This is a genomic window from Kutzneria sp. 744, assembly GCF_000568255.1.
GTDB lineage: Bacteria > Actinomycetota > Actinomycetes > Mycobacteriales > Pseudonocardiaceae > Kutzneria.
On sequence record NZ_KK037166.1, the window covers coordinates 10,416,246 to 10,422,826 of the forward strand.

4 protein-coding genes and 1 pseudogene are annotated in these 6,581 nt (G+C 69.4%); 3 read left to right on the plus strand and 2 right to left on the minus strand.

Going from position 1 to position 6,581, the window contains the following annotated elements; all coding sequences use genetic code 11:
- Positions 1-452: pseudogene (locus KUTG_RS64770) on the minus strand (hypothetical protein); the annotation flags it as partial.
- A gap of 229 nt (positions 453-681) precedes the next feature.
- On the opposite strand from KUTG_RS64770, the gene KUTG_RS47310 reads away from it, so the two are divergent.
- Both KUTG_RS47310 and KUTG_RS47315 read left to right on the plus strand, forming a co-directional pair.
- A complete protein-coding gene (locus KUTG_RS47310) occupies positions 682-2,196 on the plus strand; it encodes an RICIN domain-containing protein (protein ID WP_052396276.1) in 1,515 nt (504 codons plus the stop codon).
- Positions 2,196-3,395, plus strand: coding sequence for a glycoside hydrolase family 27 protein (locus KUTG_RS47315; protein ID WP_198047592.1), 1,200 nt, complete (start codon positions 2,196-2,198; stop codon positions 3,393-3,395). Before KUTG_RS47310 ends, KUTG_RS47315 begins: the two co-directional genes overlap by 1 nt.
- 162 nt (positions 3,396-3,557) lie before the next feature.
- On the opposite strand, the gene KUTG_RS47320 is transcribed toward KUTG_RS47315, so the two are convergent.
- Positions 3,558-5,876 carry a beta-L-arabinofuranosidase domain-containing protein gene (locus KUTG_RS47320; protein WP_043726461.1) on the minus strand — a complete coding sequence of 773 codons (2,319 nt, stop codon included), beginning with the start codon at positions 5,874-5,876 and terminating at the stop codon, positions 3,558-3,560.
- A gap of 510 nt (positions 5,877-6,386) precedes the next feature.
- Here KUTG_RS47320 and KUTG_RS59870 point away from each other — a divergent pair.
- Entirely contained in the window at positions 6,387-6,563 is a 177-nt protein-coding gene (locus KUTG_RS59870; RefSeq protein WP_157495294.1) for a hypothetical protein, read from the plus strand.
- Positions 6,564-6,581 lie beyond the last annotated feature (18 nt).

Consider the following 6,581-nt stretch of genomic DNA (forward strand, 5'->3'; position numbering starts at 1 on the left):
ACGCCGGTGACCGCTCCGTCGCGGGTGCTCAGGCCGCTCACCGTGACACCCTCGCGGACGGTCACGTTGGCCAGCTCGCGCACCTTGTCGCGCAGCACGCGCTCGATGAGGATCCGGGAGCTGTAGATCATCGTCATCGTGCTGCGCTTGCGGGCGGACCAGCCCTGGCCGTCGAGGTAGGCGGCGTCCATGGACGGCATCAGGTGCAGGCCGCCGGCGGCGACGAGGTCGTCCTCGAAGCCGGGGAACAGCGCCCCGATCGCACGACGGCCGGAGTTCAGCAGGAAGTGCGGGTGCTTGCTCTGCGGCACGCCGCGGCGGTGCTCGGCCGCCGCCGGCAACTCGTCGCGTTCGAGCACCAGCACCTGGTCGAAATGCGGGGCGAGCGCCCCGGCGCCGCACAGGCCGGCGGCGCTGCCACCCAGGACGACGGCGGTCTTGCCGAGCTTCACTCGGACCAACTCCCCAACGTCATTCATACAACCAGGCACCTAATGTATGAATGACGCCGTGCGGGTGTCAAGGTGGCACTTCGTCGTCGCCTGGTGAATGTTTCACCCCGCAGACCTGGCCGGATCGCCCGCCACCTGGGGCAATCCGGGACGGCGCCTCGGCGTCTTGACGCCCGCGCCGGTGGATCGGTACTGCTGTCGAGGGATCCACTGTCGTGGAAGGGAATTCATGTCACGGCGGATCGAGCTGCGTGTACGGGCCGGCGTGGTCGCTTTGCTGGCGACGGTGCTGGGCGCTGTCCTGATCGCCGCGCCCACGCGGGCCGCGACCGTCGGGTTCACCCCGGGAAAGGCGTGGCAGGACACCAGCGGCGCCGCGCTCCAGTTGCACGGCCTCGGCATCGTCAAGGTCGGCGCCACCTGGTACGGCTTCGGCGAGGACAAGGCCGGCGAGACCTCCGCCGACACGTCGTTCCAGGACATTCCCTGCTACGCCAGCACGGATCTGGCGCACTGGACGCCGCGGGGACACGCCCTCGTCCGGCAGGCCGGCGGCGACCTCGGTCCGAACCGTGTGGTGGAGCGGCCGAAGGTGCTGTACAACGCGACCACCCGGACGTACGTGATGTACCTGCACATCGACAGTCCGTCCTACGGCGAAGCCAAGGTCGGCGTGGCCACCAGTACGACGCCGTGCGGCCCCTACGCCTATCGCGGCAGCTTTCGGCCGCTGGGGCAGGTGAGCCGGGACCTCGGGCTGTTCCAGGACAGCGACGGCATCGGCTATCTGCTCAGCGAGGATCGCGTCAACGGGCTGCGCGTCGACCGGCTGTCCGCCGACTACCTGTCGGTCGACGCCGCGGTCGCCGTCCTGCCGGACTACGAAGCGCCGGCCATGGTGAAGGACGGCGGCCGGTACTACCTGCTCGGCTCGCGTCTGACCGGGTGGGGCACCAACGACAACGTGTACTCGACCGCGACGTCGTTGGGCGGCCCCTGGGCAGCGTTTCGGCCCTTCGCCCCGGCCGGCACCAACACGTACAACAGCCAGACCGCGAACATCATCCCGGTGTCGGGCAGCGCCGGCACCAGCTACGTCTACGCGGGGGACCGGTGGACCACCGGCGATCTCGGGGCGTCCCCGGCGGTCTGGCTGCCGATGACCATCGCCGGCGCCACCGTGACGGTCGGGTGGCAGAACTCCTGGAGTCTCGACCCGGCCTCGGGCACCTGGTCCGCGGGCTCGTCGAACCCGCCCGCCGGCACCCGCACGCTCACCAATGCCCACAGCGGCCTGGTGATGGACGTCAGCGACGCGTCGGCCGCCGACGGCGGCAAGATCATCCAGTGGGCCGACCACCAGGCCGGAAACCAGCGCTGGACCCTGACCCAGCGCGCCGGCAACGTCTACACGATCGGCAATGTCGGCAGCGGCAAGTGCCTCGACGACCCCGCCGGCTCCACCGCCCAGGGTGTCCAACTCGACCAGCGGACCTGCGACGGCGGCGCCGGCCAGCAATGGGCTCTCGACGCCGTCGGCGACTACACCTCGGCATCCGACACCGACTACCTGGTGGTCAACCTCGGCAGCGGCTGGGTCGCCGACGTCTCCGGCGGTTCCACCGCCGGCGGGGCGGCCGTCGTCCAGTGGATCACCAACGGCGGCGCCAACCAAACCTGGTCGGTGTCGGCGATGACGCGATCGGCCTGGCCTTCCACGGCCCGTACCCAAGGAGCACCCTGATGCGCCTGAACAGGTTCCGCCCGCGATCGCGCGTCGGCCGGCTCGCCGTGGCCCTCGCGTTGACGGTGGCGATGACACCCGCCGCCGCGCTCGTCGCCGCCGGCCCGGCCGAGGCGTTGGGCAACGGCCTGGCGCGGACTCCGCAGATGGGGTTCAACGACTGGAACGCCTACGGCTGCAACGTCTCGGAGTCGCTGATCAAGACCACCGCGAAGGCCATGCACGACAACGGCATGGCCGCCGCCGGCTATCGATACGTCAACATCGACGACTGCTGGCTGACCCACAACCGTGACGGCAGCGGCAATCTGGTGCCGGACCCGGCGAAGTTCCCGGACGGCATCGCCGGCACCGCCGCGTACGTGCACTCGCTGGGGCTCCTGCTGGGCATCTACGAGGATGCCGGCACCGCGACCTGCGCCGGCTACCCGGGCAGTCTCGGGCACGAGCAGCAGGACGCGCGCAGGTTCGCCGCCTGGGGCGTGGACTATCTGAAGTACGACAACTGCAACAACCAGGGCATCGGCGCCCAGGGCCGGTACACCGCGATGCGGGACGCCCTGGCCGCCACCGGCCGCCCGATCCTGTACAGCCTGTGCGACTGGGGCCAGGAGAACGTGTGGACCTGGGGCGCGGGCGTGGGCAACAGCTGGCGCACCACCGGCGACATCAACGCCTCCTTCGGCAGCATGCTGTCGATCTTCCACGCCAACGCCGCCCTGGCCGGCTACGCCGGGCCGGGTGGCTGGAACGACCCGGACATGCTGGAGATCGGCAACGGCATGTCGGCCACCGAGGACCGCACCGAGTTCAGCCTGTGGGCCGAGATGGCGGCGCCGCTCGTGGCCGGCACCAACATCGCCAGGGCGAGCGCCACCACGCTGAGCATCCTGTCCAACAAGGCGGTCATCGCCGTCGACCAGGACTCGCTCGGCAAGCAGGGCCGGCTGGTGTCGTCCGCCGGCGGTCATGACGTCATGACGAAGCCGCTGGCCAACGGCGACGTCGCGGTGGTGCTGTTCAACGAGACCGGCTCCACCGCGACCATCGCCACGACCACCGGCGCCGTCGGCAAGACCGGCGCGAGCCGGTACACACTGACCGACCTGTGGACCGGCGCGACCTCGACCACCGCCGGCGCCATCAGCGCCAGCATCCCGGCCCACGGCACGGTCATGCTGCGAGTGGCCGGCCAGTGATCGAAGCCGTCCGCCAGTTCGAGGACGGCCGAACGCCCCCTGTGCCCGGCGAACCGGACACAGGGGGCGTTCGGCGAGACTGTGCCTCGACGGCTACCGCACAAGCCGTGAACAACTGAGCCTAGCTCAGATACTCGTGATCGGCTCGCGCAAGTACGTGGATCAGCTGTTGCGCACGACCCGCCACCGGTTGGTCGCCGCGCCGTTGTCGGGGCCCTGGACGGCGAACGCACCGGCGCCTGTCGAGTTGTTCTGGATGGCCAGCAGCTTGCCGCTGTTGACGTTGCGGATCTTGCACGTCCCGTCGCCGAGGTCGACGAGCGTCCAGCGGTGGTCGGCGGTTCCGTTGTCCGACCACTGAAGCACGGTCGCGTTGTCCGCGGTCGACATGCTCTGGACACCGAGCACCTTGCCGCTGTTGACATTGCGGAACCGGACGGCGTCCCCGTCGGTGATCATTTCCCAGTTGTGGTCCGAGGTGCCGTTGTCCGACCACTGCAGCGCGCGGCCGCCGTCGGCGGTGGACATGTCCTGGATGCCCAGCAGCAGCCCGCTGCCCGCGTTGACCAATCGATAGGTCGTCCCGCCCTGGCCGTTGGCGCTCCAGTAGACCGTGTAGTTGAAGCCCTGCGCGTCGTAGAAGGGCGCCAGGTTGACCGTGGCGCTGTTGGCGGTGGCGGTGAAGGCGAGCGCGCCGGCGCTGGTGCGCGTGATCGAGGACGGTTGCAGAGTCGGCAGCCCGTTGAGGGAACTGTTGCCGTAGTTGCCGGCCAGGACCACCGGACCATAGGTGACCGCCGCGACGGTCGCGTTGTCGTTGGCCGCCCGCAGGGCAACCGTCATGGGCAGGCGGACGGTGACCGTGTCACCGGAGACCCAGGATCGGGTCAGGGCGGCGTAACTGCCGGGGGTGGCGGTCACGTTCTGCGTGGCGCCGTTGACGCTGATGGTCGCCCCGCTGGTCCAGGCCGGAATGCGGATACGCATGTCCCACCTCCCGCCCACGTTGCCGGTGACCGTCAGCGTGGTGGTGTCACTGACCGGATAGGACGTGGTCTGGGTGACGGTGATGCCACGCTGGGTCCAGCTGAGAACCGAGGGCAGGAACAGGTTCACGAGCAACGTGGTGCCGCTGGAGAAATAGATCGAGTCCGCCAGTTTCGTCTGGGTTTCCAGACCGGTGCCCTGGCAGCACCAGAACGAGTCGTAGTCGGTGCTCCACGTGCCGCCGCCCCATGCCGGACCGAGGCCACGACGTCCCCCCGGGTTGAGCGAGCTGAAGTACGTGACGTGCCCGTGGTTGTCGGCCGGGTTCTGCTGGCCGATCATCTGGTTGAGCAGCGCCCGCTCGTAGTAGTCGACCAGGTCGACGCGGTCCGGGTACAGCGTGAACAGTTCCCTGGTCAGCTTGAGCATGTTGTAGGTGTTGCAGCTTTCGCAGGTGTCCTGGTTGAGGTAGCCGGCGATGGCGTTGGGCGCGCGGAAGTGCTCGGCCTGGCTGTTGCCGCCGATGGCGTACGTGTGCGTGCCCACCGTGATGTTCCAGGCATTGGTGGCGATGTCGCGGTAGCGGGTGGTGCCGGTGGACTTGTACTCGCGCGCGGCGCCGATCCACTTGGGGATCTGGGTGTTGGCGTGCAGGCCGTTGAGCTGGTCCTGGCCGGCCGCCAGCGGGTCGAACACGGCGGCGTGGTCGAATCGTTGGGCGGCGGTCAGCCACCGCGAGTCGCCGGTGAGTTGGTAGATGTCGGTCAGCACCGCGTTCATGCCGCCGAACTCGGTGTTCATCAGCGCCTGCATCTGGGCGTAGCTGAGTCGGCCGGTGCGCCGGTCGACCCACCCGGCCAGGTTCAGCAACACGTCACGGGCCTGGGTGCTGCCGACGTAGCGCGCCACGTCGAGCAGGCCGGCCATCGTCTTGTGCACGCAGTAGTACGGCACGTTGCCGCTCGACAGGCGCCCGGCTTCGAGGTTGTCGAACTCGGACTCGGGAAACCCGGACAGGTAGCCGGCGGTGAACCCGGCGGCGGCGTTGTTGGCCTGGCACCTGGCCAGTTCGGCCACCATGGCGGTGGCCTTGTCCCGGCAGGTGGTGTCGCCGGTGACGGCCCACAGCTGCGCCCAGGCCGTCAGAAAATGCCCCTGGACGTGAGTGCGGAACGGGAAGCTCGGCGCGTCCCAGCCGCCGTTGGTGGCGGTGCCGTTGGTGGACAGCCGGTGGTTGGCCCGGAAGTTGTACAGCAATCGGTCGACGTCGACGAACCGCAGGTAGTTCTGCGTCCGGTTCTGGTTGTCCAGCCAGCGGCTCGCGGTCAGCCGCACCTGGCCGAGATCGAACGGGAACGCCGACGCCCCGGTTTCCGATCGGGCTGAGGCGGGTGCCGCGGCAGCGGGCGTCTGTCCGACGAGGGACGCGGCGGCGGAGGTGACAGCGCTGGCCCCCGCGGCTTGTAGCAGCCGCCGACGGTTGAAGGACGACACGAGAGCCCCTTTTCAGCGACCACACAGGCAGAGCGTCGGCGACGTTAGCGCTAACATTGGCTCCCTGTCACGGTGCTGGCTCATGGCGCTGCACCCCATTCGCCGTGGCCGATGGGATCCGGGTGCCCGGCCCACGGCCGCCGAAGCCATGCGTGGCAAGGAGGTTTGTGCGTTGTTCGCCGCTCGCGTGCCTGACTCACCGGCAGCTCCGGACGGGCTGTGCCGGATGAAACTTACACAGGCCCAGAGCTTCGGTGTCGCTGTCCGTCCGACCGGAACGACTCCGTCCTGCCGAGCGTGTGCTCGACGGGGCGGAGGGAATCGGGATTCGTGGTCGGCGGTGCCGTGACGTGAGCAGAATGTGATGCGCGTAGTAGGCGGCCGTGTTCAGGGTGTACCGCACGGACGACCGTTCACGATGCGTCCGAAGGCCTGCATCGGGGTGTTGTCCTGGCGGCCGAGGGTGAACGCGACGACATCGCGGCCCGGCTCGCCGGGGCCGGCGACCTGGTGCTGACCGAGCCGGAGGGCGGCCACCTGCGGGGCGGCCGGTTCGCGCCCGACGACCTGCTGGGGACGTTGGAGGCGTGGATGGCCGGCCCGCTCATCGAGAACCCCTACTACCTGCTGCCCGGTGTGGATGGCGCCGCGCCGGCGCAGAGTCGTCCGCGGAAGGCCGCGCCGTGACCATCCGGGACGGCGCGG